The organism is Geminocystis herdmanii PCC 6308, assembly GCF_000332235.1.
GTDB classification, from domain to species: domain Bacteria; phylum Cyanobacteriota; class Cyanobacteriia; order Cyanobacteriales; family Cyanobacteriaceae; genus Geminocystis; species Geminocystis herdmanii.
The window spans coordinates 3,109,572-3,133,111 of sequence record NZ_CM001775.1 but is presented as its reverse complement, the minus strand read 5'-3'; the positions used below and the strand labels follow the sequence as shown (position 1 = coordinate 3,133,111).

General features: G+C 35.2%; 30 protein-coding genes and 1 pseudogene. 20 read left to right on the top strand and 11 right to left on the bottom strand.

All coding sequences use genetic code 11. The features are described 5' to 3' along the window. Positions 1-24: 24 nt before the first annotated feature. Positions 25-411 (top strand): transposase, encoded by a 387-nt coding sequence (locus tag SYN6308_RS22725; protein ID WP_083879540.1) that lies wholly within the window; start codon positions 25-27, stop codon positions 409-411. Between the two features lie 439 nt (positions 412-850). Here the strand turns inward: SYN6308_RS22725 and SYN6308_RS15750 are convergent, their stop codons facing one another. The 4 genes and pseudogenes from SYN6308_RS15750 to SYN6308_RS15740 all read right to left on the bottom strand — a co-directional run bounded on the left by SYN6308_RS15750 (position 851) and on the right by SYN6308_RS15740 (position 2,316). Further along, positions 851-1,174 carry a helix-turn-helix domain-containing protein gene (locus tag SYN6308_RS15750; RefSeq protein ID WP_017295412.1) on the bottom strand — a complete coding sequence of 108 codons (324 nt, stop codon included), beginning with the start codon at positions 1,172-1,174 and terminating at the stop codon, positions 851-853. Further along, positions 1,171-1,539 carry a type II toxin-antitoxin system RelE/ParE family toxin gene (locus tag SYN6308_RS15745; RefSeq protein WP_017295411.1) on the bottom strand — a complete coding sequence of 123 codons (369 nt, stop codon included), beginning with the start codon at positions 1,537-1,539 and terminating at the stop codon, positions 1,171-1,173. The genes SYN6308_RS15750 and SYN6308_RS15745 overlap by 4 nt, the downstream gene beginning before the upstream one ends. Positions 1,540-1,609: 70 nt before the next feature. Next, positions 1,610-1,777 (bottom strand): annotated as a pseudogene (locus SYN6308_RS26025) (hypothetical protein); the annotation flags it as partial. A 23-nt stretch (positions 1,778-1,800) separates the two neighbouring features. Then, positions 1,801-2,316: a hypothetical protein gene (locus SYN6308_RS15740; RefSeq protein ID WP_017295410.1), complete on the bottom strand. Its 516-nt coding sequence runs from the start codon at positions 2,314-2,316 to the stop codon at positions 1,801-1,803. A 171-nt stretch (positions 2,317-2,487) separates the two neighbouring features. On the opposite strand from SYN6308_RS15740, the gene SYN6308_RS24985 reads away from it, so the two are divergent. The 6 genes from SYN6308_RS24985 (at position 2,488) to SYN6308_RS25900 (ending at position 4,447) form a co-directional block, all read left to right on the top strand. Further along, positions 2,488-2,646, top strand: coding sequence for a hypothetical protein (locus tag SYN6308_RS24985; RefSeq protein ID WP_017295409.1), 159 nt, complete (start codon positions 2,488-2,490; stop codon positions 2,644-2,646). 147 nt (positions 2,647-2,793) lie between these two features. After that, positions 2,794-3,042, top strand: coding sequence for a type II toxin-antitoxin system Phd/YefM family antitoxin (locus SYN6308_RS15730; RefSeq protein ID WP_017295408.1), 249 nt, complete (start codon positions 2,794-2,796; stop codon positions 3,040-3,042). Continuing rightward, positions 3,042-3,296 (top strand): Txe/YoeB family addiction module toxin, encoded by a 255-nt coding sequence (locus SYN6308_RS15725; RefSeq protein ID WP_017295407.1) that lies wholly within the window; start codon positions 3,042-3,044, stop codon positions 3,294-3,296. The genes SYN6308_RS15730 and SYN6308_RS15725 overlap by 1 nt, the downstream gene beginning before the upstream one ends. 166 nt (positions 3,297-3,462) lie before the next feature. After that, entirely contained in the window at positions 3,463-3,669 is a 207-nt protein-coding gene (locus SYN6308_RS15720) for a type II toxin-antitoxin system HicB family antitoxin (protein ID WP_017295406.1), read from the top strand. After that, positions 3,659-3,934: a type II toxin-antitoxin system HicA family toxin gene (locus SYN6308_RS22720; RefSeq protein ID WP_017295405.1), complete on the top strand. Its 276-nt coding sequence runs from the start codon at positions 3,659-3,661 to the stop codon at positions 3,932-3,934. The genes SYN6308_RS15720 and SYN6308_RS22720 overlap by 11 nt, the downstream gene beginning before the upstream one ends. A 339-nt stretch (positions 3,935-4,273) precedes the next feature. Next, a complete protein-coding gene (locus tag SYN6308_RS25900) occupies positions 4,274-4,447 on the top strand; it encodes a hypothetical protein (RefSeq protein WP_306301622.1) in 174 nt (57 codons plus the stop codon). Positions 4,448-4,650: 203 nt separating this feature from the next. Here SYN6308_RS25900 and clpB read toward each other — a convergent pair whose 3' ends face one another. The 3 genes from clpB to cbiQ all read right to left on the bottom strand — a co-directional run bounded on the left by clpB (position 4,651) and on the right by cbiQ (position 9,023). Next, a complete protein-coding gene (gene clpB / locus SYN6308_RS15700; RefSeq protein WP_017295403.1) occupies positions 4,651-7,248 on the bottom strand; it encodes an ATP-dependent chaperone ClpB in 2,598 nt (865 codons plus the stop codon). A gap of 285 nt (positions 7,249-7,533) precedes the next feature. After that, positions 7,534-8,142: a class II aldolase/adducin family protein gene (locus SYN6308_RS15695; protein WP_017295402.1), complete on the bottom strand. Its 609-nt coding sequence runs from the start codon at positions 8,140-8,142 to the stop codon at positions 7,534-7,536. A gap of 107 nt (positions 8,143-8,249) precedes the next feature. Continuing rightward, positions 8,250-9,023 carry a cobalt ECF transporter T component CbiQ gene (gene cbiQ, locus SYN6308_RS15690; protein WP_017295401.1) on the bottom strand — a complete coding sequence of 258 codons (774 nt, stop codon included), beginning with the start codon at positions 9,021-9,023 and terminating at the stop codon, positions 8,250-8,252. A 417-nt stretch (positions 9,024-9,440) separates the two neighbouring features. On the opposite strand from cbiQ, the gene ruvA reads away from it, so the two are divergent. Continuing rightward, positions 9,441-10,079, top strand: coding sequence for a Holliday junction branch migration protein RuvA (gene ruvA / locus SYN6308_RS15685; RefSeq protein ID WP_017295400.1), 639 nt, complete (start codon positions 9,441-9,443; stop codon positions 10,077-10,079). Here the strand turns inward: ruvA and SYN6308_RS15680 are convergent. Continuing rightward, a complete protein-coding gene (locus SYN6308_RS15680) occupies positions 10,076-10,495 on the bottom strand; it encodes a secondary thiamine-phosphate synthase enzyme YjbQ (protein WP_026102116.1) in 420 nt (139 codons plus the stop codon). The two genes, ruvA and SYN6308_RS15680, sit on opposite strands and share 4 nt — an antisense overlap. 368 nt (positions 10,496-10,863) lie before the next feature. Here SYN6308_RS15680 and SYN6308_RS15675 point away from each other — a divergent pair, with 368 nt between their 5' ends. Next, positions 10,864-11,382, top strand: coding sequence for a phycocyanin subunit beta (locus SYN6308_RS15675; protein ID WP_017295398.1), 519 nt, complete (start codon positions 10,864-10,866; stop codon positions 11,380-11,382). Between the two features lie 62 nt (positions 11,383-11,444). Continuing rightward, positions 11,445-11,936: a phycocyanin subunit alpha gene (cpcA, locus tag SYN6308_RS15670; protein WP_017295397.1), complete on the top strand. Its 492-nt coding sequence runs from the start codon at positions 11,445-11,447 to the stop codon at positions 11,934-11,936. Between the two features lie 301 nt (positions 11,937-12,237). Here cpcA and SYN6308_RS24980 read toward each other — a convergent pair whose 3' ends face one another. Continuing rightward, entirely contained in the window at positions 12,238-12,471 is a 234-nt protein-coding gene (locus SYN6308_RS24980; RefSeq protein WP_158412760.1) for a hypothetical protein, read from the bottom strand. Between the two features lie 94 nt (positions 12,472-12,565). Between SYN6308_RS24980 and SYN6308_RS15660 the strand changes: the two genes are divergently transcribed. The 4 genes from SYN6308_RS15660 to SYN6308_RS15645 all read left to right on the top strand — a co-directional run bounded on the left by SYN6308_RS15660 (position 12,566) and on the right by SYN6308_RS15645 (position 16,785). Beyond that, positions 12,566-13,477: a LysR family transcriptional regulator gene (locus SYN6308_RS15660; protein ID WP_017295395.1), complete on the top strand. Its 912-nt coding sequence runs from the start codon at positions 12,566-12,568 to the stop codon at positions 13,475-13,477. 384 nt (positions 13,478-13,861) lie between these two features. After that, entirely contained in the window at positions 13,862-15,244 is a 1,383-nt protein-coding gene (locus SYN6308_RS15655; protein WP_017295394.1) for a DUF4912 domain-containing protein, read from the top strand. A gap of 172 nt (positions 15,245-15,416) precedes the next feature. Continuing rightward, positions 15,417-16,067 carry an energy-coupling factor ABC transporter ATP-binding protein gene (locus tag SYN6308_RS15650; RefSeq protein WP_017295393.1) on the top strand — a complete coding sequence of 217 codons (651 nt, stop codon included), beginning with the start codon at positions 15,417-15,419 and terminating at the stop codon, positions 16,065-16,067. Between the two features lie 172 nt (positions 16,068-16,239). Next, a complete protein-coding gene (locus SYN6308_RS15645; RefSeq protein WP_017295392.1) occupies positions 16,240-16,785 on the top strand; it encodes an NYN domain-containing protein in 546 nt (181 codons plus the stop codon). A 65-nt stretch (positions 16,786-16,850) separates the two neighbouring features. Here SYN6308_RS15645 and SYN6308_RS15640 read toward each other — a convergent pair whose 3' ends face one another. Both SYN6308_RS15640 and SYN6308_RS15635 read right to left on the bottom strand, forming a co-directional pair. Beyond that, a complete protein-coding gene (locus tag SYN6308_RS15640) occupies positions 16,851-17,108 on the bottom strand; it encodes a Txe/YoeB family addiction module toxin (protein ID WP_017295391.1) in 258 nt (85 codons plus the stop codon). Then, on the bottom strand, positions 17,105-17,338 hold the full coding sequence (locus tag SYN6308_RS15635; protein WP_017295390.1) for a hypothetical protein: 234 nt from the start codon (positions 17,336-17,338) through the stop codon (positions 17,105-17,107). The genes SYN6308_RS15640 and SYN6308_RS15635 overlap by 4 nt, the downstream gene beginning before the upstream one ends. An 82-nt stretch (positions 17,339-17,420) precedes the next feature. Here SYN6308_RS15635 and SYN6308_RS15630 point away from each other — a divergent pair, with 82 nt between their 5' ends. The 6 genes from SYN6308_RS15630 to SYN6308_RS15605 all read left to right on the top strand — a co-directional run bounded on the left by SYN6308_RS15630 (position 17,421) and on the right by SYN6308_RS15605 (position 23,320). Continuing rightward, positions 17,421-18,314: an NAD(P)-dependent oxidoreductase gene (locus tag SYN6308_RS15630; RefSeq protein ID WP_017295389.1), complete on the top strand. Its 894-nt coding sequence runs from the start codon at positions 17,421-17,423 to the stop codon at positions 18,312-18,314. A 285-nt stretch (positions 18,315-18,599) separates the two neighbouring features. Then, positions 18,600-19,112, top strand: coding sequence for a flavodoxin FldA (fldA, locus tag SYN6308_RS15625; RefSeq protein WP_017295388.1), 513 nt, complete (start codon positions 18,600-18,602; stop codon positions 19,110-19,112). Between the two features lie 127 nt (positions 19,113-19,239). Beyond that, positions 19,240-20,268, top strand: coding sequence for a chlorophyll a/b binding light-harvesting protein (locus SYN6308_RS15620; protein WP_017295387.1), 1,029 nt, complete (start codon positions 19,240-19,242; stop codon positions 20,266-20,268). A 180-nt stretch (positions 20,269-20,448) separates the two neighbouring features. Beyond that, positions 20,449-20,640 carry a hypothetical protein gene (locus tag SYN6308_RS25595; RefSeq protein WP_017295386.1) on the top strand — a complete coding sequence of 64 codons (192 nt, stop codon included), beginning with the start codon at positions 20,449-20,451 and terminating at the stop codon, positions 20,638-20,640. A gap of 41 nt (positions 20,641-20,681) precedes the next feature. Further along, positions 20,682-21,314, top strand: a complete 633-nt coding sequence (gene rimM / locus SYN6308_RS15610; protein WP_017295385.1) for a ribosome maturation factor RimM — start codon at positions 20,682-20,684, stop codon at positions 21,312-21,314. Positions 21,315-21,517: 203 nt separating this feature from the next. Further along, positions 21,518-23,320: an aspartate kinase gene (locus tag SYN6308_RS15605; protein ID WP_017295384.1), complete on the top strand. Its 1,803-nt coding sequence runs from the start codon at positions 21,518-21,520 to the stop codon at positions 23,318-23,320. Positions 23,321-23,540 lie beyond the last annotated feature (220 nt).

Genomic DNA, 23,540 nt, shown 5'->3' with positions numbered 1-23,540 from the left:
TACGGTATTCATACGAGTTAAACGATTACCACTTTATTAAAGAAGAAAGAAAAGCTAAATGAAATAGAAAAGGAGAAACTAGAAGAAGTCAAAAAAGTAGCACCGAAGTTAATAAAAATGTATGAAGAAAAAGAGGCGTGGAGAGATATATTTGAAAGTGATATAACTGAGGAAAAAGCATTGGATAAAATTGCAGAATGGATGAAATCAGCACAAAAATATTTTCCAGAAAGTTGTCAAACAATAAGGAGATGGCTCAATGAAATATTAGCTTATTTTGACAATAGGACAAGTCAAGGTATATTAGAAGGAATTAATCAAAAAATTAAATTGATTAAGAGAAGAGCTTATGGCATGACAAATTTTGAGAATTTTCAGCGAAGAATCTTATTAAATTGGTCAGTAATTTAACAATCTATCATAACTACTGTAGAAGATCCATAAGTTAGGAAAATTATCATTACCTGAATCTCCTGAAATTTATTTACCTAAACAACGAAAAAAACATCATATATCTAACCTTATTATTGATGAAAATAGTGTTATTAAATTAGCCCAATTACCATTAATTCATAATGATCCTTTCGATCGACTTTTAATTTGTCAAGTCCAAGAATTAGAATTGATTATGATGACAGTAGATGAAAAAATAATGCAATATTCTCAAGTTCAATTTTTCCAATAATTAAATCAAAAAAAGGTGGGCATTGCCCACCATCTCACAATTTGAGGAAGTTCAACTTTAATTCTTTGAGAAGGATAAACAATCTTTTTTTCTACTATAATATTTACTATCATGTTAGCATTAGCTAATCTTCAAGAAGCCGTAAAATTACACTTTGAACCTCCTTTATATCAAAATCGAAATTCCTTTATTTTTAACAAGATTTAACAATTTTAAAGATGAGCCTTTAGGTTTTTTTTCTCCATTTTCCCATTGTAAAATTAAACCAGAAGATACATTCAAATATTTGGCAAATACTTCTTGACTTACATTTTGTTCTTGACGAATAGCTTTAATTTCTTCTGGTTTAAAAGATTGAATTGGACTTAAACATATCTCATCAAATTCTTTCATTTTAGATTCACTTAACAAATCTGCGGAGTATAAATCATAAGCAGTTTCATGAATAGAGGCTAAAATATCACTTTGATAAACATTTTTATTTTTCATACTTTTATCTCTTTTAAAATACCTTTTTCTATTGCTATTAATAAATCTTGTTCAGAATATGATAGCAATTCATTGCTTAATTTTTTTAGTGCTATTAATTCTTTTTCATTAATATTATCTTGTTGATTTTTAGCAAAACCATAAACAAAAAACGCCCGATCATCTGCTTTAAAAATAATAATAGAACGAAATCCACTAGATTTTCCTTGTCCTTTTCGAGCAATTCTTTGTTTAATTAAACCACCACCTAAATCAGCAGAAATTAAACCTTTATTTGCTCTTTCAACAGCTTCCCATAAATCTTGATCTTTGATTTTTTCATTTTTAGTAAATCTATCAAAACTTTTATTTTTAAATATTCTCAAAATGATAATTTAAAATCTTATTTCTTGTTTAAATTATAATCAAAAAAGATGGGCAATGCCCACCCTACAGTTAGACTTTTTTGAGGCTCAATCTTTCGTCTTCCACATCGACAAAAATTGTGTCTCCGTTTTTAAATTCACCCCTTAAAATTACCTTGGCGATCGAGCTCTCTAAGTATCTTTGTATTGCTCGTTTTAAAGATCTTGCACCATAAACTGGATCATAACCGATTTTCGATCGAACTTCTCACCTTATCCAGTTTAAGACATAATTTTTCTTACTTCTTGAATAGGTAAATCCAACGCTTCCGCAATTTGTTCAGCATTTAATCCTAACTTCATTAAACGAGGAATCGTATCTCTTTTAATCTTCTTTTGTGCAGAGTCAATTAAAATTTTATCATCACTAATAATATCCTCATTTTCTTCTATTTTAGACTGAGAATTACGACAAATATTAACTTGATCGATTTTATTATTATTTACCATAAAACCATAATTATTTTTTGCAGTATTTTTCGTTATTATTCTGTCAACAGTAGCCTTTAAATTAGACTTATTTATATCCTCATTGAAAGTTTGTGAAAGTAATCGCCAGAGTTTATAGGCTTCATCTTTAGCATGACTAGCACTGCATTTATATTTGTCTGCAATATCCTTATATTTCTCTCCATTTAAGACACCCTTTAAAATAGCAACCTGCAAACTATCGATGTGCTTTCCTGTAGAGTCGTATAGCAATTCATCTAAATAGTTCACCAGTTCTTGAGTATCCATAACTATTATTCAAAGTTGATTTCAGTCTTTATCAGTCATTTTAAGCTAAAAGAAGTCTTTTGTAATAATTTTTTATAAAACTTCCTTCTTTATCAGTCTCTACATAATACCATATTAGTTATTTTGTGAATTATTATTAGTAATGTAATAGAAACTTTAGGGGTAATCATTATGACAGTAGCATTAGAAAATCTTGGAACATTATTTTTAGGGTGGATTGTAACAGACACCATTCATGGTTTATTCACTGGTATTGGTAGTATTTTTTCGGATTTATTTTGGATTTTTGTTATTTTTATTGTTTTTGGAGTTTTGTTTTCGGCGAAATAATTGGATTACTTAGGATGGGCTGAAAAAGTCGTAGGGTGGGCATTGCCCACCCTCTCACAATTTTAAGACTGGATTTAGAGTTATTACAATTTTTTAAAGGCATCGTTTATGATTGAATAAGTAAAGCTGATAAAAATTTCAACCAAGATGGAAACTATAAAAATTAATCAACCAGAATTTGATTTTCCTAAAATAATTGCTGAGATTAACAAAAAACATCAACCTGTTTTGATTGAAGAAACAACAGGTAAAGCAATTTTAATTTCCGAGCAAGAATGGAATGAAATCCAAGAAACTTTATATATTCAATCTATTCCTAATATGGTAGAGTCCATCCATCGAGAAGCATCCACTCCTATAGAGGAATGTATTAATATTGAGGATATTGATTGGTAATGTGGACAGTTATTCTAACAAAACAAGCCAATAAGGATGCTAAAAAATTAAGTTCGGCGGGTTTAAAACCTCAAACTCAGCAGTTGTTGATGATTTTAACAGAAAATCCTTATCAACCTCCCTATGAAAAATTGAGAGGAGATTTATCAGGTTATTACTCTCGTAGAATTAATAAACAGCATCGTCTAATTTATCAAATTTTATCAGAAGAAAAGATAGTTAAGGTTTTGCGAATGTGGAGTCACTATGAGTAAATATAGCATAGTCGTAGGGTGGGCAATGCTCACCATCTTACAATTTGAGAAAGTTCAACTTTAATTCTGTGAGAAGGATAAGGAATCTTTTTTTTACTATAATATTTTTTATGATGTTAAGTGTTAAAGCAATATAAACAGTCAATTACAATTACTAATTAAAACTATGAAACAAACTTTCACCGCCAGAATCTTTCAAGAAGGAAGTTGGTTTGTTGCCCAATGTTTAGAAGTTGAGATTGCGAGTCAAGGAGAAACAGAAATAAAGGCATTAGCGAATCTTCAAGAAGCCTTAGAATTACACTTTGAGCCTCCTTGTGCAACTATTTTCCCCACGTTAGAAAAATTACAAGTAGAAATCAATGCCGCTTAAACCTTTAACATTTAGGGAAGTGAAAAGAAGATTAAATAATGCAGGTTTTGAAATTGTTAGTCAAAAGGGTAGTCATGTAAAATTTGCCAAAGAAACGCAGGAGGGAAGATTAACGACGATCGTACCAAAATACAAAGAGATAATGATTGGTACTTTAACGAGTATTCTCAAACAAGCACGATTAAGTACTAATGAATTTGAAAATTTACAATATTTTTGTAAAAGACATAATACACAAATCACTTGCGCAAATTTGACAGTATAAATTAGTCTGTAAGTTCGATCGAAGCTCAACTAAATTAAGAGTATAATTTTAATAATTAAAAAATAAATAATATGAATTACAAACAAATATTAATTACAGAAATTGAAAAATCATCAGATGAATTTTTAATAGAAGAATTATTGGACTTTTTTTTGTTTATTAAAAATCGTAAAAATAATAGTAATTAGGAATTTCGTCCCTATGGATTGTGTGAAGGAGAATTTGTTACCCCAAGTGATTTTGATGATCCTTTACCAGATAGTATTATAAAACAATTTGAATAATGAAAATTTTATTAGACACTCATATTTTTTATGGTTTATTAGTGCTGATAAACGTTTGCCAAATCATTGGAAAACTGCTATACAAGATAAAAATAATGATATTTATGTAAGTGTCGTTTCTTTATGGGAGGTAATTATTAAATATAAGTTAGGAAAATTACCATTACCTGAATCTCCTGAAATTTATTTACCTAAACAACGAAAAAAACATCATATATCATATATCTAACCTTATTATTGATGAAAATAGTGTTATTAAATTAGCCCAATTACCATTAATTCATAATGATCCTTTCGATCGACTTTTAATTTGTCAAGCTCAAGAATTAGAATTGACGATGATGACAGTAGATGAAAAAATAATGCAATATTCTCAAGTTCAATTTTTCCAATAATTAAATCAAAAAAAGGTGGGCATTGCCCACCCTACAGTTATATTTTTTTGAGGCTCAATCTTTCGTCTTCGACATCGACAAAAATTGTGTCTCCGTTTTTAAATTCACCCCTTAAAATTGCCTTAGCGATCGAGGTCTCTAAGTATCTTTGTATTGCTCGTTTTAACGGTCTTGCACCATAAACTGGATCATAACCGATTTCAGCGAGAAAATCGAGGGCTATATCAGACATTTTTAAGGTCATTTTCTGTTCGTTTAAGCGTGATTCTAGCCGTTGAACTTGAATTTTGACGATATTTCTCAATTCTGATTTTTCAAGGCTATGGAAGATGATTATTTCATCGATACGGTTCAAAAATTCTGGGCGGAAACTACCGCGCATCGCCTCCATAACTCGACTACGCATCTCCTCATATTTCGAGTTATCCCCTGCTAAATCAAGGATATACTGCGAACCGATGTTACTGGTCATGATGATGATAGTATTGGTAAAATCAACGGTACGCCCTTGGGAATCCGTTAAGCGTCCATCATCCAAGATTTGCAACATCACGTTAAACACGTCAGGATGAGCTTTTTCGATCTCGTCAAATAGTACCACAGAATAAGGACGACGGCGAATCGCTTCCGTTAATTGTCCTCCTTCTTCATAGCCAACGTATCCCGGAGGCGCACCCATTAAACGGGAAACGGTATGTTTTTCCATGTACTCTGACATATCTATTCGCACGATCGCATCTTCAGTGTCAAAGAGAATACCTGCTAAGGCTTTGGCAAGTTCGGTTTTACCTACACCTGTAGGCCCTAGAAAGATAAAACTAGCGGTAGGGCGATTAGGATCACTTAAACCAGCACGAGAGCGCTGAATAGCGTCAGAAACGGCGATAACTGCCTCATTTTGCCCGATTACTCGATCGTGCAGTTGTTCTTCAAGATGTAGTAGTTTTTCTTTGTCAGATTCCACTAATTTACTAATAGGAATACCAGTCCATTTTGAGATGATTTCGGCAATATCCGACTCCTCAACTTCTTCCCGTAAAAGTGATTTACCAGAGGTTTGTTTTTCCGCTAATAAAGTTTCTTTATTTTTAATCTCTTTTTGAATATCAGCTAATTTTCCGTATCTTAATTCGGCAGCTTTATTATAGTCATAATCCCGCTCGGCTTGTTGAATTTCTACGTTCAATTTTTCGAGGGATTCTCTTAAACTACGAATTTGATCTATAGCTTCTTTTTCCCCCTGCCATTGAGCATTAAAAGCCGATTGTTCTTCCTTTAAATTAGCTAATTCTTGCTCTAATTTTTCTCGTCTTTCAACAGATGCTTGATCTACCTCTTTTTTCAGTGATAAACGCTCCATTTCTCGTTGTAAAATTTTTCGATCGACTTCATCTAATTCCTCTGGTTTTGAGGTAATTTCCATCTTTAATTTAGCGGCAGATTCATCCACTAAATCAATAGCTTTATCAGGTAAAAATCGATCGGCAATATAACGATTAGAAAGCATAGCGGCGGCAACCAAAGCGGTATCGGCAATTTTCACCCCGTGATGGACTTCGTAACGCTCTTTCAAACCGCGCAAAATTGAGATAGTATCAATTACATTGGGTTCACCTACGAAAACCGACTGAAAACGTCTCTCTAAGGCGGCATCCTTCTCGATATACTTGCGGTATTCATCGAGGGTAGTCGCCCCAATACAACGCAATTCGCCCCGTGCTAACATGGGTTTTAAGAGGTTTCCTGCGTCCATCGCTCCTTGAGTCGCCCCTGCCCCTACAACTGTATGAATTTCATCGATGAAAAGGACAATATTCCCCTGAGATTCCGTGACTTCCTTCAATACGGCTTTAAGTCTTTCTTCAAATTCCCCTCGATATTTTGCACCAGCGATTAAACTGCCCATGTCTAAGGCAATGAGAGTTCGATCGAGCAGAGATTCAGGCACATCTCGGTTTATAATACGTTGGGCTAATCCTTCCACAATCGCAGTTTTACCCACCCCCGGCTCACCAATTAACACAGGATTGTTTTTTGTACGACGGGAGAGAATTTGAATAGTACGGCGAACTTCATCATCTCTACCGATGACAGGATCGAGTTTACCAAGCCTTGCTAATTCCGTCAAATCTCGTCCATATTTCGCTAAAGATTCATACTTATTTTCTGGATTTTGATCACTCACTTTTTGACTTCCTCTAATATCTTTAATAATGGATTTTAATTTATTTTCATCTAGGTTAAATTCTTGTAATAATTTCTTGCCAAATCGATCGTCTTGTGCATAACCTAAGATCATATGTTCGATGGAAATAAAATCATCATCAAACTGTTTTTTATAATTATCAGCTCTATCTAAAAGAGTATCTAAACTTTTGCCTAAATAGACAGAATCACCGATATTTTTAATCTTAGCTTGACGGTTAATAAATTCATCAACTTTTTCTCGTAAACGGGTTGCACTAACGTTAGCTTTATTAAAGATATTAACAGCTAATCCCTCTTGTTCTAAAAGAGATTTTAATAAGTGTTCGCTTTCGATTTGTTGATGTTGATTTTGTTTCGCAATATCGGGAGTTTTTACGATCGCTTCCCATGCTTTTTCTGTAAATTGTTGCGGATTTGTTGGTTGCATTTTTTCTATAAAATTAAAGTTTATAAACAGTAAATATAATTAGTATTTTTGGACTTTATGTAATTTTTATTCCTCAAACAATTATAACTTAGTGATTGACAACAAAGAATCAGGAATCAAGAATAAAAAATTCTCTATTTTAGTCTTTACTAACCTATAAATTATTATAAAATTTTAAGAAATATAATAGGGGTGAGAATACCCCACCAAATTAGTCGTAATTAAAGTACCTATCTTTTGACATATTTTATTACAAATAGTTTCGTGTATGTTAAAAAATATTCGTCAATCTCGAATAATTTTGAGCAGTGTATTTCCAGCTTCTTCAAGGGAGTTGCCAAAGACGATAATTCCTTCTTTATGCCCTGCCATTACCAGAATTTTTTCTTGTTTAACGTTGCTTTCGGCAAATAAACGAAATATCTCTTTTGCCATATCTGGTGTACCATAGGCAACATCTTTATTAGTAGTCGGTATTTTATCCATTAAGTTTTGCCACAGAGTCAAGTTGTGAATATGAATAATAGCATTGATAGATTCATCGCATCGATAAACGGCGATATGCGTCATAGATTCAGAAGAAGCCTTAATTAATCCTTGACATTCTATGGTATTTCGATCGAGCTGATAATCCGTAACTAAGGTAAAATGTTGTGATTGAATGGGGTAAATATTGCCTGTTTGTGTACCCGATATTAAGATTCCTTGAGGTGTTTTGATACTGATATTACCGTAACCGATATTAATGTCCTGATAATATCCTATCAAATTAAGTTCATAGATTCGATCGCGCCACCTTAAAAGTTCATCGGGCACAAAAATTGACAAAGGTTGCTTAATCCATTGACAGTTAAACTTAATTGTACCTTCATCAATATTATGTTGATTATTCATGAATTTTTTTTTCTAATAATGAAGGGATAAAATATGAAAGATAGTAGATCAATTTTAACACTTTTTATGATTAAATTATTAAAATTATGATAAAAGTTGCAAACAAATTAACCCTTAATTAATAATTGAAGAATCATCAAAATAAAGCTAATAAAAACAACAATTCCACAGGCTATCCAGTGTTTACTAGGAATATTTGATGGAGCTATTTTTGCTTTTGTGTATCGATCGTGATAACCTCTTAAAATCATTGCTTGATAAACTAATTTTGATTGATCATAACTAATGACTAATAAACTACCCATAAGATGAGCAATAACTTTCAAATTACGTCTAGTGATTTTGTGAGGCTGAAAACCTTTTAATTTTAATGCCCTTTGCATCCTCGTTAATCGATCGCCAAATTCCTCTAAATAACGATAACTTAACAACATCATATCACTAATTATCGGAGATAAACCCATCGATCGAACGGTTTTTAAAGTAGTTAAAAAAGGAGAAGTCCCAAACAGTACTAAACTGGTAGTTAAAATGCAAATAAAACGAGTAACAATTAAAATAACTAATAAACTTCCTTCTAATTTAACATCTAAAAAAAATAGAGACAAAAGAATAGTTTTACCAACTAAAAAAGGTAATAAAATCACTACTGCCACAATAAAAATACCCGGATAACGAAGACGAGAAAGCAAAAAAGAAAAGGGGAGATTAGATAAAAAATATAAAATAGCTGTAATAATAATAATAAAGGGTAAAAAAACTAATTTTTGAATAAAAGCAAAGGCAAAAATTAGAGTAACCAAAGCAATAAATTTCGGTTTTGATTCCCAACGATGAATACAAGAATCTAAGTAGGCATATTGATCTAATAATAGTTTCATATAAAATTGCAAAAATAAACTAAGTTATTTAACCATTGTGATGATTTATTATTTATAATAAATAATATGATATAAGATTTAGATAATAACTAATGATCAAAATTTGCGTTCTTACATCCCTTCGACTAGATATAATATAACCTGAGTGAACCATAAAATTTTTGGTGCTGTAAAGGTGTCAGGTATCGGAAAGGGTTAAAGAATTGACAAAAAATATATCCTAATTGATTTTTTTATCTTCAATTCTTTGATCGAATTATATAATTTTCTGAAAATTACACCTGAAACCTGCCCTTATCAAACATTCTTGCATCGAACTGAGGTAATATAAACTTTGCGTCTTTGCGTCTTTGCGTGATAATATAACACAAAATTTTTTTTATTTACCATAATTAAGATTGCTTATTAATACACTTTATGCTTAGTTATTTCAAAGGATATATCAATAATATTTTATTTAATAATAATCGTAGTATTTTAATTTTAGAAGTTAATAATATCGGTTATGAGATACAAGTTCCCCTTCATTTTGCCAGAAAATTAGAAATTAATTTAGAAAAACAAATCCAGATTTTTACCCATTTTCAAATAAGAGATGATCAACAATTTCTTTATGGTTTTTCCAGCAGTGCGCAAAGGGATTTATTTCGTCAACTAATCGCTATTTCTGGCATTGGTTGTCAATCTGCGATTGCTTTAATTGATACGTTAGGCTTAGAGGATTTAGTACAGGCGATCGTCACAGGAAATATTCGTCAACTGTCGAAAACTCCGGGTATCGGGCAAAAAACCGCCGAAAGAATTGCCCTAGAATTGAAAACAAAACTCTCTCAATGGCGTATTTCTGCAGGAGTTACTGTTGAAAATACGAATGCTTTTCCCAATGAAGAAATTATGGCAGATTTAGAAATGACGTTAATGGCTTTAGGTTATACTAATAAAGAAATACAACAAGCAATCTCCGTCATTAGTCAAGATAATTTATTACAAAAAAATACCCATGTTGAAGAATGGATTAGAAGTGCCATCGCATTTTTATCCTTCAATAATCCTTAATTACCTTGAACATGAATGGCAATTTTTCTCAAGTGCGATCGAACTCTATGTTCCCACAAATATATACCTTGCCATGTACCCAGTAAAAGTTTACCATCACGAATAATAATATTTTCTGAAGTACTGGTTAAGATCGATCGAATATGACTAGGCATATCATCAGCACCCTCCGCACTATGAAGATAATCAAAACCATTTTCAGGTACAAGTTTACTAAAGAAATTACTTAAATCAGCCAACACATCAGGATCGGCATTTTCTTGAATAATTAAACTAGCGCTAGTATGAAGGATAAAAACCGTACATATCCCCGTTTGAATCCCTGATTTTTTTACTACTGTCATCACTTGAGAGGTTATGCTATGAAGACATTTACCACTGGTTTTGATTTCCACTATTTCTTGATACATTTTCATTATAATTTGCACTCTATTTCCAACACAACTTACACCAAAGTTTAAACTGTTATTCTCCTAAAAAAAATATTAACAAATGTAAATAAGTATCTCAGAAAATTTAACAAGACGTAATAAACAAATGCGCAAAGACAGGGTATAAACTTATATGAGAGGTTCAAACACCTTTCTAAGACGGATTTCTACACAGAAAAATGTCTGATTATTAAGTTTCTTTACAACTGCTTAACAATAACTTGTACTTAAGCACATAATAAGAGAAACTAATTTTCGGGATTTGAATCCCACCTCGGTTTAACTTTTTGTTGAACTCAAATTTAATAAAAAAACAAAACAAACTAATTCTATTATTAGGAGATTAACTGAAAATGTACGACGCATTCACAAGAGTTGTTTCTCAAGCTGACGCTCGTGGAGAGTTCTTAAGCTCTAGCCAAATCGATGCTTTAAGCCAAATGGTAAGTGACAGCAACAAACGTATTGATACCGTTAACCGTATCACCAGCAACGCTTCTGCTATCGTTACCAACGCAGCTCGTTCTTTATTCGCCGAGCAACCTCAATTAATCGCTCCCGGTGGAAATGCTTATACTAGCCGTCGTATGGCTGCTTGTCTTCGTGACATGGAAATCATTTTACGTTACGTTACCTACGCTATCTTCGCTGGTGACGCTTCCGTATTAGAAGATCGTTGTTTAAATGGACTTCGTGAAACCTACTTAGCATTAGGTACTCCCGGTTCTTCCGTAGCTGTTGGTGTTCAAAAAATGAAAGATGCAGCTATTGCCATTGCTAACGATACCAATGGTATTACCCTTGGTGATTGTAGTGCTTTAATGGCTGAAGTTGCTACCTATTTCGATCGTGCTGCTGCTGCAGTTGCATAGGTATATCCATACCCAAAAGATAAATCAAGTAACACAAACATTATTTAGGAGAAATCAATCAAATGTCCAAAACCCCTTTAACTGAAGCAGTATCCGCAGCAGATTCTCAAGGTCGTTTCTTAAGCAGCACCGAATTACAAATCGCCTTCGGTCGTTTTCGTCAAGCTACCGCTGGTTTACAAGCTGCTAAATCTTTAACCGAAAATGCACAACGTTTAATTGATGGTGCAGCAAACGCAGTTTACAGCAAATTCCCTTACACCACCACCACCCCCGGTGCTAACTTCGCTTCTACTGCCGAAGGTAAAGCAAAATGTGCTCGTGACATCGGCTACTACCTCCGTATGGTTACATACTGTTGTATCGCTGGTGGTACTGGTCCCATGGACGAATACTTAATCGCTGGTATTGATGAAATCAACCGTAGTTTCGACTTATCTCCTAGCTGGTATATCGAAGCTTTAAAATACATCAAAGCTAACCACGGTTTAAGTGGAGATGCTGCTTCTGAAGCTAACTCCTACATCGACTACGCTATCAACGCTCTCAGCTAGTCTCCTATTTCTACTTCAGAGTGATTCTCAAAGGCTAAATTAGGCTTTTGTCATCACAAAAAAAATCCTTGTCCTAATTGTCAAGGTTGAAATAACAAAAATCATTGCCTGAGAAAATCAGCTAGTACGATTAAAAACGTGTTTGTTGGTTTTTTCGGGCAATGTTGTTTTTATCTATTTCCTAACCTCCCCATCGATAAAATACTATAAGACAAAGCCTAATTGTTCAAAAATGACAATTCTCTTGAAAATAATTGCTATGATAGTGAGTAATCCAAAACAAAACTAATCAATTATTTTTTTATTCGATTCTCAAATATATGGAAGCTGGTGAACCTTCTAGGAAAAAGAAACCTCCTACACAAATAATTATAGAAATTTTAGGTACAGCGATCGCGCTTACGACTCTAACTCTACCCATCGTATTAATTACCAATTTTTCTGAATCATCCACCCCTAACTCTACACCATCAAATCCTGTGATCATACCCTGACATATAGCCGATCGAAGCAATAAATTTTGATATATTAACAAAGCAAGAGAATTTATTAAAATGAATCTCTTATGTTGTTATGTCCACTATTTATTTTGCTTTGATCCTAGAGCAATGTAGAAGAAGAAATAATATATGAGAATTGAGCAAATTAGAGCTTTTTTAGCAGTAAGTGAAACAGGCAGTTTTGGACAAGCCTCTAAAATATGTAGTGTGACACAATCAACTATTAGTCGTCAAATTCAAGGTTTAGAAGAACATCTCAAAACCCCTTTATTTCATCGTCAAGCCCAAGCCAAGTTAACTATTACTGGGGAAAGAATCTTACCCCATGCTAGGCGTATTTGTCAGGAGTGGGAAAAAGTAGAAGAAAAAATCCAAGAATTACTAGGAGGTGAGCAAACAGAATTGTGTGTGGCGGCGATTCATTCTGTTTGTGCTTATTATTTACCTCCCCTTCTACAAAATTTTTGTCAAAATCATCCTCAAGTACAATTACGAGTAACTGCTTTAGGTAGCGATCGAGCCTTAAAAGTTTTAAGGGATGGTTTAGTCGATGTAGCCTTAGTGATGAACAATAAATACTTAACCTCCAGTTCAGAAATGGTAGTAAAACATTTATATTATGAACCGATAAAAGTATTAACCTCAAATAATCATCCTTTAGCCCAACAAAAAAGCGTCACCATTAACGATTTAGCCCAATATTCTCAAGTGATTTTCAAAGATGGTTATGGAATGCAGAGAATAGTTCAAGAAATTTTTGCTAGTCAAGGATTAGATTTAGAAGTAGCTATGGAGTTAAATACTTTAGATGCTTTTCGAGGAGTGATTCGACAGGGTAATTTGATCGCATTATTACCCGCATTAGCCCTCAATGAATCTCTAAACGATCCCAGTTTAGCAATTATTCCCATTGATTTAGGATTAGAAAATAATCATCAACTCACGAGGGAAGTTGTACTTATCACCACAAAAGATCGTTTACAAATTCCTACCGTAAAAGACTTTTTTAACCTCATTTATGAGTCTAATAAGGTTAATTAGGAAGATAGGAAGATAGGGAGATAGGGAGTTAGGGAGTTAGGGGTACAAAATTCTTAATTCTTAATTCTTAATTCTTAATTCTTAATTATCAAGAAACCATGACATAATTTTCTGTCAAGGGGATCGATCGAAGATAATGTCAAGAAATCATGACATTGTGATCCCTAAAACCCTTGTTTTTGGTTTACAAATCTTAAATAATAGTTTGTACCCCTTGACGAATCAGGGTTAGATTTTGTTACATAAAGTTAAGTAATTGATCCCCAAAAAAGATTAAAACAACTTTTAACCTGAAAAGGTGTATTTACCACTAATTATTTAGTAAATAAGTACTAATATGATCTGACTATTGATTAAACACTAAAAAAATCAAGATTTAATCTTATGTCCAAGCAACGACCACCTTTAGAGGAAATGACTTTAAGACAACTACGCAAAGTGGCTAGTGCTTTAAATATTCCTCGTTACAGTCGAATGCGCAAAGCTCAATTGTTAAGCGTTATTCAAGAAAAAGAACCCGAATTTATTTCCAGCAATAATATCAATTCCAATAATCAAACTAATTTATCAAATCAATCAAATAATCAAGAGGAGCAAAAAATGGAAGCATCTAAATTTGAAGTCGGACAAGATGATTTAATTGGTGGCCCTCTCGCTGACGTGGACGAGGGTTTTGGTGAATTACCCGGTGGTTATGGTGACAGTCGCATTGTGTTAATGCCTCGTGATCCTCAGTGGGCTTATACTTATTGGGACATACCCCACGATCGTAAAGAAGATTTACGCCGTCAAGGTGGACAACAGTTAGCTTTAAGATTATATGATGTTACTGATATTGATTTAAACTATCAAAGTCCCCACAGTATTCAAGAATATCTTTGTGATGAATTAGCACGAGAATGGTATTTACCTGTTCCTGTGAGCGATCGTGATTATGTAATCGACATCGGTTATCGTTGTTTTGATGGTCGTTGGTTAGTATTAGCTAGATCAGTTCCCGTAAGAGTTCCTCCTGTGTATCCTAGTGATTGGGTTGAAGACGTATTTGTCACCGTGCCTTGGGAAGAAGAATTAACCACAAAAACTGTTTATAAACTCACTCCTCCTGCCAAAAAAGCGGCATTGGCAGCACAACAACAGCAACACCAACAACAAACGAGTACTTATTACGGTCAAATCCATGATCAAGTTTTCGGTTTAGCCCAAAGTGTCGAAGCTCAGAGAGTAGCCGGTTCTTTATACGGTAGTATGCAACAAGCTACTAGCTCCATGATTCCTGAAAACGCTCCTAGTTCCATGATTCCTGAAAATGCTCTTAGTTCCTATGTTTTCCCTTCTGGTATCGGAATGTGGGCGGGAGAAAGTGCCATTGCTTCAGGTTCTGGTTATGGTTTAGGATTAGCTTCGGGTTCGGGTTATGGTTTAGGCTTGGCTTCGGGATCAGGTGCAGGATTCTCCTCTGACATGACACCCACTAAACCTCGTAAGTTCTGGTTAATTGCCGATGCGGAATTAATCGTTTATGGTGCAACAGAACCTGATGCTAAAGTTACCATTGGTGGACGGGAAATCAAGTTAAATCCTGATGGTACTTTCCGTTTCCAAATGTCTTTCCAAGACGGCAACATCGATTATCCTATTGTAGCGGTTGCCGCTGATGGTGAACAAACTCGATCGGTTCATATGACCTTCGATCGAGCTACTCCCTCTCGTAATACCAACACCAAAGAAGAAGCCGTATTAGAGTGGTTTCCTCCCCTTCGTTAATTAATCATAAAAGTGAAAATTCTAGGGTGGGCATTGCCCACCATTTTTTATGGTAATATTTGACAGGATTCATTATGAGATTCTTTTGTTCTCAATGAGAATAAAGTTTTTTCCTAAAAAAATGATCATTTTCTCAAACTTTGCACTATTAACTAATTAATTATTAACTAAGTTGTCTAAATTTGCGATCGAAATAGAAAACTTAAACTTTGGCTGGAATCTACAAACTCCAGTCCTCAAATCCTGTAGCCTAAAAGTACCAAAAGGCGAATTTTGGATGTTATTAGGCAATAATGGTTGTGGAAAATCCACCTTACTACGATTATTAGCAGGTTTACTGACTCCCGCCAGTGGCAACTTAATCACCGACAAACCATTGGGATTTGTCTTTCAAAACCCCGATCACCAATTAGTCATGCCCACCGTCGCCGCCGATATAGCCTTTGGGTTAGTAGAAGAAAAACTCAACCTTAATCAAGTTAAACTCAGAGTAAGAGAAGCCCTTACGGCTGTAAATCTTTTAGAATTAGAACGGCGCCCCATCTATGCCCTAAGTGGAGGACAAAAACAAAGAATTGCCATTGCAGGAGCGATCGCTCGTCATTGTCAAGTCTTATTATTAGACGAACCCACCGCATTACTTGATCCCGACACCCAAATAGAATTAGTAATGTTGGTACAAAAACTTGTCAAAGAAAGAGGAATTACCGCTCTTTGGGTAACACATCGCCTCGAAGAATTAAACTATGCCGATGGTTATTTTTTACTCAAACAAGGGGAAGTGGTGAATCAGGGTAAGCCCACAGACTTATTTCAACTATAGATTTTCCTTACTTTTCTTATGTCGAACTGAGGTTACGTTACTTCCTTGAAAGTAGGGTGCTTCACTTGAAAAATTTGTGGCGATAAATACAGCGAATATCTTAAATTTTTGTTAAAATTTACCATAATGACATCGTAAAAAATGACCTTTAGTAAAATATATATGCAGGAAAATGGTTTCTACAAATTCTCAAGCTATCTTGTTGGTAGATGGCTACAACATAATTGGAACATGGCATTGGCTTAAAAACATTAGGGATAATAACGGATTAGAACACGCTAGGGAATCTCTCATCGAAAGTTTAGTTAACTATACAGGTTATAAGGGTTTAGAGTCAAAGATAGTCTTTGATTCTCACTATCAGAAAACCCCTAGCTATGAAGAAAAATTAAATCAAAGTGTTTCAATTTACTATACGTCTTATACTGAAACAGCAGATACTTATATAGAAAAATTTTGTGCCTCTTTTCCCCGTCGTAATCCAGAAACCGATACAAGGATTATTGTAGCGACATCGGATCAAGCTCAACGTCATACAGTTGTCGGTTATGGTGCTGAATGGCTTTCCGCCCACGCCTTAGCGAAGGAGGTTGATTCGACAAAGACTAAAAATAAACGTAATTTTCGCCCTCAACAAAAATCTCGTGGGCGTTTTCTGTTTAATTCTCTCGATAGCAAAACTCAACACGCTTTAACTCAAATGCGCTTTGGCAGTTAATGAATGGGGGAATGAGTGCGATTCATTGAGTGCTAAATCGTACCTCCCCACAAAAACGATCACGATCAATAATGAAACTTACAAGAAATAATAATAATTTCTTCAGGAGAAACACGATACACTAATCGATGTTCTTCAGTAATACGTCGTGACCATAATCCTGATAATTCATGTTTTAATGCTTCTGGTTTTCCTAATCCAGAAAAAGGCTCTCTTTCAATATCTTTAATGAGATTAACTATTTTAGTGTAAATTTTTTTATCGTTAATTGCCCATTGGTTAAATTCATCGAAACTTCTAGTTAAAAAAGCAACTTTTCTCATAATTTAGCAGAATCTACATAAATATAGTTATCAGGATTTTTAAGAGATTCGATGGCTTCTTGGAGATGCTGACGGTTAGCAGATGTTGAAAGCAGATAATCTGTTTCATCCATTTCAGTTGATTTTTGAATTAATAAAATTGCTTCCACAACTGTTCCTTCTGGTAAATCAAGAGTCGGTAAGTTGAGTTGACCATTTTTTATAATTGTTTGATATTTTAGTGCATTCATTCTGGGTATGCTATTATGGTGACAACTCTTTAATTGTAACCATTTCAAGATTAATATTTAATTTTATTTCTGAACTCAATCTATGGACAAAAAAAATATTGGTTTTATTGGTTTGGGTGTAATGGGTTCGCCTATGGCTCAAAATTTGGTTAAACATCAATATAATGTTAAAGGGTGGAATCGTACTCAGATCGATCGTGCAGCGCCGCTTTGCGATCGAACTCTTGTAACTCAAGCTCTTGAAAATGGAGTTAAAATAGTTTCTACCATTGAAGATGCAGTGAAAGATGCAGATTTTGTCTGTATTTGTGTCAGTGATGTGCCAGACGTAAATGAGGTTATTTTTGGAGAGGACGGAATTGTTCATTTTGCCAAACCTGAAACCATTATCATTGATTTTAGCACGATCGGCACACAGGCAGTTAAAGAGATTAACGACAAATTACGATCGAACGGCTTACACTTCATGGATGCACCCGTGTCAGGAGGAGATATTGGCGCTCAAAACGGCACTTTAACCATTATGGTAGGGGGTGACGATCGAGATTTTCAAACATCTTTACCTATTTTTCAGGCAATGGGCAAAAATATTGTTCATTGTGGCTCGATCGGTAATGGACAAGCTGTAAAACTATGTAATCAAGTACTGGCTTCTATCCACATGATGGCTATTTGTGAGGCAATGGAGTTAGCAAAAACCTTAAATATTGATCCTGATTTGATGATTAAAGTTTGTAGCACGGGGGCCGCAGGTTCTTGGGCATTAACGAATTTAGCACCCAAAGTCGCCTCCTCAGATTTTGCCCCCGGATTCATGATTAAACACATACTCAAAGATTTACGTTTAGTGACAGAAAGCCTTGAAAATCAGACTTTACCTGCTACAGATTTAGCTACTCAAATGTTTCAATCCGTTGCAGAACTCGGCGGCGCAACCCAAGGCACACAAGCCATGATTCGTGCCTATCAGAAGTAATGAGTAATGAATAATGAGTTTTCACCAAAAAAATATGTGATTACCATACAACTACATACTCTCACTCTATGAATAAAAACCATTAAAACTCTTGCCTTTTCCTTGGTTGGTGAGCGTAGTCGAGCCATTGCCCTTGCCTACCTTCATCAAAATACTTTTTACCAACCCTTATTCATCTTATTGCTAAAAATAATCAAGTAAGTTAAGCTATCTATAGACTTATTGATAGCTATTATTAATAAGTGAGAAAACTAATACTCAATTATTATTAAAAATAACAAGAATATGGCAAAAATTGGCTTATTTTTTGGGACTCAGACTGGTAATACAGAATCGATCGCGCAAACCATCCAAAAAGAACTAGGTGGAGATAGCGTAGTAGAATTACAAGACGTTGCTCAAGCAGAAGTAGAAGACTTAGCAGAATATGAATACTTAATCATTGGTTGCCCTACATGGAATATTGGAGAGCTACAGAGTGATTGGGAAGGATTATACGATGATTTAGACCAAATTGACTTTACAGGCAAGAAAATCGCCTATTTTGGAGCAGGAGATCAAATTAGTTACTGCGATAACTTTCAAGATGCTATGGGCATTTTAGAAGAAAAAATCTCCTCCCTAGGAGGTAAAACCGTCGGTTATTGGAGTACAGATAATTATGATTTTAATGAATCTAAAGCTGTGCGTAATGGCAAATTTGTGGGTTTAGCCATTGATGAAGATAATCAGTCAGATTTAACCGAAAGTCGTATCAAATCTTGGGTTGCACAGATTAAAAACGAGTTTAGTTTATAAAGTTAACATTTTCTTTACAAAACTTTACTTAAAAATTATTGCAAAATTATAGCAACTAAGATAAATTATCTATAGGCTTATTAATATTAAATAGCAATAAGTCGTGAACAGAACAAAGGAAGATAATATGCAAACTTACGATAACCCCGAAGTAAAATACGATTGGTGGGCAGGAAATGCCAGATTTGCCGATCGAAGTGGCTTCTTTATCGCCGCTCATGTCGGACAAGCAGCCCTAACCGCCTTTTGGGCAGGTGCTTTTACCCTATTTGAAATTTCCCGTTTTGATACCTCTTTACCTATGGGAGAGCAAGGATTAATTCTGTTACCCCATTTAGCTACCCTCGGTTGGGGAGTAGGTGATGGAGGGCAAATTGTGGACACCTATCCTTACTTCGTCATTGGCTCAATTCATCTTATTTCTTCGGCTTTTTTAGGTGCTGGGGCATTATACCACACCCTGAAAGCTCCAGAAGATTTAAGTAAAGCTCAAGGACAAGCTAAGATGTTTCATTTTAACTGGGATGATCCTGCTAAACTAGGTTTAATTCTTGGTCATCATTTGCTTTTTTTGGGTGCAGGTGCTTTATTATTAGCTGGAAAAGCAATGTATTGGGGTGGTTTATACGATGCCACTACTCAATCTGTGCGCATGATTGAACATCCAACTCTTGATTTAGCTACTATTTACGGCTATCAAACTCACTTTGCTAGTATTAGCAGTTTAGAGGATTTAGTGGGAGGACATATCTTCGTAGGCATAATGCTCATTGGCGGAGGTGTTTGGCATATTCTCGTACCTCCTTTAAAATGGGCAAAAAGAGTGCTGATGTTTTCTGGAGAAGCAGTCTTATCCTATTCTCTAGGAGGAATTGCTTTAGCAGGATTCGTGGCGGCTTATTTCTGTGCTGTTAATACTTTAGCTTATCCTGTGGAATTTTATGGTCCTGCTTTAGAGGTGAAATTGGGAATCACTCCTTATTTTGCAGATACCGTTCAATTACCTTACGGTGAACATACTTCCCGTTGTTGGTTAGCTAATGCTCATTTCTTCCTTGCTTTCTTCTTCTTACAAGGACATTTATGGCATTCCTTACGCGCTTTGGGATTCGATTTTCGACGGGTAGAAAAAGCCTTGGATTCGATCGAAGTTTAACTACCCAGTGAGGGAAAGGGTTACATATACTGGGAATATATTTAATTCTTTCCTCTCGAATGCTTAACTACTACACTAAGGACTATTTTGGGAAAAAAGTCTATAGCTTATTAATGATTCTCTTTTTTATTTTAAGGGGAACTTCTTGGAACTGTCAACGAAGTTCCCTTTTTTTATTTTATGGAGGTTTCCATAATGGATTGCCCATGTTGTTCGACAAAACTTTTAGCTCATGTTAACGATAAAGGAATGTATTGGTATTGTCTTTATTGTCGGGAGATTATGCCGGTTATTGAAAGCAAAAGTATTGAGAAAAGAAAACCATTACAAAATTGTGAGCAAAATATCGATAATGGTGAACTCAAAGTATAATATTAATCTAGGTAAGGGCTTTTTTTGGAGTAGAAAATAATTTGCAGATTCAAGATTTAATCGAAATAGGTACGATCGTATCACCTCAAGGGATTCAAGGGGAATTGAAGGTAAAAACAGACTCGGATTTTCCCGAACGTTTTGAAAAATCCGGTAGTCGTTGGTTACAAGTTCAACCTCATCAGTCTCCCCAATTAGTGGAATTAGTCAGGGGAAGACAAATGCCAGGGAAGAATATTTTTATCATCAAATTAGCAGGTATCGACGATCGAAATCAGGCGGAAAGTTTGCGGGGTTGTAAGTTGTTTGTAGAAAAGCTCGATCGACCCAAGTTAGAAAAAGAAGAATATCACATTGCAGACTTAATTGATTTAGAGGTATTTAATCAAGCAACGAGGGAAAATATAGGCATTGTCACCGATGTTTTTAGTGCAGGAAACGACATTTTAGAAGTAACATTACATAAGCAACCCGAAGCTAAACCCGATATTATTCCAGACTTAGAAAAAGTAAGTCGAGTATCGAAAAGACACAAACTCAAAGTCAAAAAATCGAAACCTGTCACGGTGTTAATTCCTTTTGTGAAAGACATTGTACCCGTGGTTAATTTGGAAGAAAAACGCTTAGAAATTAACCCCCCAAAAGGCTTATTAAACCTAGATTCGATCGAGTAGCGCCACTTCGTCATCGACGAAATTGATAATAAATAACACCCTTTCGGCAACCTTTATATTTTTTAAAAGTGTCTTACAGCAAAATATCAATCTCCTCAGTGTTAGGGCGTTAATTAATAACTCAATCCTGCCAGAATTGTTTTTTCGATCGAGACAAATTTTGTTACTATTAATCAGGTAATTTTTAAAGTGAATGTCAAGATATGGCGCTAATTGTCCAGAAATATGGTGGTAGTTCAGTCGGTTCAGTCGATCGCATTAAGTCGGTGAGTCAAAGAATTTATCGTACTGTCAAGGAAGGAAATCAAGTTGTGGTAGTGGTTTCCGCTATGGGAAAAACCACCGATGGCTTGGTGAAATTAGCCCAAGAAATTTCTAGTAACCCCAGTCGTCGAGAAATGGATATGTTACTCTCCACAGGGGAACAAGTGTCAATTTCTTTGTTAAGCATGGCATTACAGGAAATTGGGCAACCCGCCATTTCTTTAACTGGTGCGCAAGTGGGTATCGTCACCGAAGCCAATCACAGCAAAGCCAGAATTTTAGAAATTAAGCCCGATCGAATTAACCGAGAATTACAACAAGGAAAAGTCGTTGTGGTAGCTGGTTTTCAAGGTATCACCAATTTAACCGATTTTGAAATTACTACCCTCGGTAGAGGAGGCTCAGATACCTCCGCCGTAGCTTTAGCCGTTGCCCTTCAAGCGGATTGCTGTGAAATATATACCGATGTACCCGGTATTTTAACCACTGATCCCAGAATTGTACCTTCTGCGAAACTTATGGATGAAATTACTAGCGATGAAATGCTAGAGTTAGCTAGTCTTGGCGCCAAAGTATTACATCCTCGTGCGGTGGAAATTGCCCGTAATTTTGGTATGGAATTAGTCGTAAAATCTAGTTGGACAGATGACGCAGGTACTAAAGTTATCTCTCCGCCCTATCAAGGTAAGCCTCTTGTGGGGTTAGAACTTACTAAGGCTGTGGATGCCGTTCAATTTGACTCAGATCAAGCCAAAATAGCCCTTCTAAGGGTTGCCGATCGACCGGGTATTGCGGCGAAACTTTTTGGAGAAATAGCCCGTCAAAACGTCGATGTGGACTTAATTATTCAATCCATTCACGAGGGAAACAGCAACGATATTGCCTTCACTGTCGTTAAAGATGTTTTACCCCATGCTGAATCTGTAGCTATGGCGATCGCACCGATTTTAGACGAAAACGGTAATACAGACATTTTAGTGGAGAAAAAAATCGCTAAAATTGCCATCGCTGGTGCAGGTATGATTGGAAGACCGGGTATTGCAGCCACAATGTTTCAGTCTTTAGCTTCCGCAGGGGTAAATATTCAGATGATTTCCACTTCTGAGGTTAAGGTTAGTTGTATTGTAGATCAAGATGAGTGCGATCGAGCCATCAACGCCTTATGTGAGGCTTTCGACATTGATAGTTCTAATATTAGCCATCAGGAAGAAAAAGAAAATAGTAGTTTAGTACCCGTTAGAGGGGTAGCGTTAGATCAAAATCAAGCCCAATTAGCCATATTATTTGTACCCGATGTACCCGGTATGGCGGCGAAAGTGTTTACCGTGTTATCTCAAGAAAATATCAGCGTTGACATGATTATTCAATCTCAAAGATGTCGTATTGTCGATGGTATTCCCATGCGTGATATTGCCTTTACCGTAGCCCAACAGGATGCCCAACAAGCAAAAGAAGCCCTTTATCGACTACAATCAGAAATTAAATTTAAACTGATTAGCGTGGATACCAACATCGCTAAAGTAAGTATAGTCGGTTCGGGCATGATTGGTTCGCCCGGAGTTGCCGCCAAGTTTTTTGAGGCATTGGCAAAGGAAAGCATTAATATCTATATGATTACCACATCAGAGATTAAAATTAGTTGTGTAGTCTCGGAATCTCAAGGTATCCAAGCCTTAAAAGCCGTACACGAAGCCTTTGGATTGAGTGGTGATACCACCTTAGAAGTACCCTCAAAAGAGTGAGTAATGAGTAATGAGTAATGAGTAATGAGTAATGAGTAAGGATGTTAATTTTATTTCTTTATTGTCATTGCGAGGCACTCAGGGTAAAACCTTCTTTTTTTATTAAAAAACATTAAATTATAGGAAAACTCTTAAAATTTTAGCTAGGTTGGGCTAAGAATTAATGGTATTTTAGAGAAGTAGGATTTAAGCACCGATAACGATATTCTGTCATTTCGAG

Excerpts from the sequence above, each read along its gene's own strand:
- SYN6308_RS15680 (WP_026102116.1), bottom strand. The coding sequence starts at position 10,495 with ATGAAAATGTATCAAGAAATAGTGGAAATCAAAACCAGTGGTAAATGT.
- ruvA (WP_017295400.1), top strand. The coding sequence starts at position 9,441 with ATGCTTAGTTATTTCAAAGGATATATCAATAATATTTTATTTAATAAT.
- SYN6308_RS15655 (WP_017295394.1), top strand. The coding sequence starts at position 13,862 with ATGTCCAAGCAACGACCACCTTTAGAGGAAATGACTTTAAGACAACTA.
- SYN6308_RS15660 (WP_017295395.1), top strand. The coding sequence starts at position 12,566 with ATGAGAATTGAGCAAATTAGAGCTTTTTTAGCAGTAAGTGAAACAGGC.
- SYN6308_RS15720 (WP_017295406.1), top strand. The coding sequence starts at position 3,463 with ATGAAACAAACTTTCACCGCCAGAATCTTTCAAGAAGGAAGTTGGTTT.
- cbiQ (WP_017295401.1), bottom strand. The coding sequence starts at position 9,023 with ATGAAACTATTATTAGATCAATATGCCTACTTAGATTCTTGTATTCAT.
- SYN6308_RS15645 (WP_017295392.1), top strand. The coding sequence starts at position 16,240 with ATGGTTTCTACAAATTCTCAAGCTATCTTGTTGGTAGATGGCTACAAC.
- SYN6308_RS15635 (WP_017295390.1), bottom strand. The coding sequence starts at position 17,338 with ATGAATGCACTAAAATATCAAACAATTATAAAAAATGGTCAACTCAAC.
- SYN6308_RS15750 (WP_017295412.1), bottom strand. The coding sequence starts at position 1,174 with ATGAAAAATAAAAATGTTTATCAAAGTGATATTTTAGCCTCTATTCAT.
- SYN6308_RS15675 (WP_017295398.1), top strand. The coding sequence starts at position 10,864 with ATGTACGACGCATTCACAAGAGTTGTTTCTCAAGCTGACGCTCGTGGA.
- SYN6308_RS24985 (WP_017295409.1), top strand. The coding sequence starts at position 2,488 with ATGACAGTAGCATTAGAAAATCTTGGAACATTATTTTTAGGGTGGATT.
- cpcA (WP_017295397.1), top strand. The coding sequence starts at position 11,445 with ATGTCCAAAACCCCTTTAACTGAAGCAGTATCCGCAGCAGATTCTCAA.
- fldA (WP_017295388.1), top strand. The coding sequence starts at position 18,600 with ATGGCAAAAATTGGCTTATTTTTTGGGACTCAGACTGGTAATACAGAA.
- SYN6308_RS15730 (WP_017295408.1), top strand. The coding sequence starts at position 2,794 with ATGGAAACTATAAAAATTAATCAACCAGAATTTGATTTTCCTAAAATA.
- SYN6308_RS25595 (WP_017295386.1), top strand. The coding sequence starts at position 20,449 with ATGGAGGTTTCCATAATGGATTGCCCATGTTGTTCGACAAAACTTTTA.
- SYN6308_RS15620 (WP_017295387.1), top strand. The coding sequence starts at position 19,240 with ATGCAAACTTACGATAACCCCGAAGTAAAATACGATTGGTGGGCAGGA.
- clpB (WP_017295403.1), bottom strand. The coding sequence starts at position 7,248 with ATGCAACCAACAAATCCGCAACAATTTACAGAAAAAGCATGGGAAGCG.
- SYN6308_RS15695 (WP_017295402.1), bottom strand. The coding sequence starts at position 8,142 with ATGAATAATCAACATAATATTGATGAAGGTACAATTAAGTTTAACTGT.
- SYN6308_RS15640 (WP_017295391.1), bottom strand. The coding sequence starts at position 17,108 with ATGAGAAAAGTTGCTTTTTTAACTAGAAGTTTCGATGAATTTAACCAA.
- SYN6308_RS15630 (WP_017295389.1), top strand. The coding sequence starts at position 17,421 with ATGGACAAAAAAAATATTGGTTTTATTGGTTTGGGTGTAATGGGTTCG.
- SYN6308_RS22720 (WP_017295405.1), top strand. The coding sequence starts at position 3,659 with ATGCCGCTTAAACCTTTAACATTTAGGGAAGTGAAAAGAAGATTAAAT.
- SYN6308_RS15725 (WP_017295407.1), top strand. The coding sequence starts at position 3,042 with ATGTGGACAGTTATTCTAACAAAACAAGCCAATAAGGATGCTAAAAAA.
- SYN6308_RS15740 (WP_017295410.1), bottom strand. The coding sequence starts at position 2,316 with ATGGATACTCAAGAACTGGTGAACTATTTAGATGAATTGCTATACGAC.
- SYN6308_RS15605 (WP_017295384.1), top strand. The coding sequence starts at position 21,518 with ATGGCGCTAATTGTCCAGAAATATGGTGGTAGTTCAGTCGGTTCAGTC.